Source organism: Sphingomonas sp. FUKUSWIS1 (assembly GCF_000733135.1).
Taxonomy (GTDB): domain Bacteria; phylum Pseudomonadota; class Alphaproteobacteria; order Sphingomonadales; family Sphingomonadaceae; genus Sphingomonas; species Sphingomonas aerolata.
Genome location: NZ_JPJC01000225.1, coordinates 4,780 through 6,227 on the forward strand (window position 1 = coordinate 4,780; position 1,448 = coordinate 6,227).

The window sequence follows — 1,448 nt, forward strand, 5'->3', positions numbered from 1 at the left end:
ACAACGCGCCCACCGCGGCGACCGCGACAAGGATGTAGATCGCGATGCACGCCACCATCGACCCGAGGATGCCGATCGCGAGGTCGCGGCCCGGATTCTTCGTCTCCTCCGCCGCGGTCGAGATCGCGTCGAATCCGTAGAATGCGAAGAAGATGATCGCCGCCGCCGCCATCACGCCGCGCTCTGCACCGTCGGGCTGGACCGCCTTGGGGAAGCCATAGGGCATGAACGGCTGCAGGTTCGCGCTGTTGAAATAATGGAGCGCGATGAACACGAACACGGTCAGCGCGATCATCTTCACCGCCACCAGCACCGCGTTCAGCGTCGCACTCTCGCGCGTCCCGAACGACAGCACGCCCGCGACGACCGCGATGATGACGATCGCGGGGACGTTCAGGACGCCGCCGAGCTCGGGGCTGAGCGTCAGCGCCTCGGGAAACCCGAACGCGCCGCGCAGCAAGGGTGCAGCATAACCCGACCAGCCGACCGCGACGGTCGACACCACCAGCGAATATTCGAGGATGAGGCTCCAGCCGATCACCCAGGCGATCAGCTCGCCGAGCACGACATAGCTGTACGTATAGGCGCTGCCCGACGCCGGGATCATCGTCGCCATCTCGGCATAGGCGAGCGCGGCGCAGGCACAGATCCCGCCGGCGATGATGAACGACAGGATCACCGCGGGGCCCGCGAGCCCTGCCCCGACGCCGATCAGCGTCAGGATCCCCGTCCCGACGATCCCGCCCACGCCCATCGCGACCAGATGCGGCCACGACAAGGTCCGCGCGAGCTGATGCTCGGGCGGCTGCTCGGTGACGATTTTTCGGCGAAACAGACTGGCCACGTAGATCCCCTCTTCTTCAGGGGGGAGTGGCACAGGACGGGATGGGCAAGCAAGGCGGCCGGTCGGCCGGCATCGCCTTGGCTCGGCCGGATCTTTGTTCTCCCGCGAAGGCGGGAGCCCAGTCTGGGTCCCCGCCTTCGCGGGGACACATTAGCTCACGGTAGAATTTAGACCGTGAAGCTTTCCCCGCACCCGCACGCACCCTTGGCGTTCGGGTTCTGGAACACGAACCCGGCCGTGAAGTCGTCCTCGACCCAGTCCATCGTCGAGCCGATCAGGTACAATATCGACCCGCCATCGACGAACAGCGTGCCGCCGGGCGTGTCGATCCGCTCGTCGAACGGCTTGGCCTCGCTCACATAATCGACCGAATAGGCGAGCCCCGAACACCCACGCTTGGGCGTCGACAGCTTGACCCCGATCGACTCCTCCGGCGCGCGCGCCATCAGGTCCGCGATCCGCGCATGCGCGGTCGCGGTCAGGTTCAGCGCCGCGGGCCGTGCTCGTAATGTCGTCGCCATGGCTCGTTCCTTCCATCTAAAGCCCCTCCCCTTCAGGGGAGGGGTTGGGGTGGGGCGCCCGACCGGATCGCGCGCTCGCGGTG

At 66.7% G+C, this 1,448-nt stretch carries 2 protein-coding genes; both read right to left on the bottom strand.

Going from position 1 to position 1,448, the window contains the following annotated elements; all coding sequences use genetic code 11:
* On the bottom strand, positions 1–844 hold an 844-nt coding region (locus tag sphsw_RS20540; protein ID WP_042467313.1), incomplete at its 3' end, for an amino acid permease.
* Between the two features lie 167 nt (positions 845–1,011).
* Positions 1,012–1,365 carry a HesB/IscA family protein gene (locus sphsw_RS13460; RefSeq protein ID WP_031441054.1) on the bottom strand — a complete coding sequence of 118 codons (354 nt, stop codon included), beginning with the start codon at positions 1,363–1,365 and terminating at the stop codon, positions 1,012–1,014.
* Positions 1,366–1,448 lie beyond the last annotated feature (83 nt).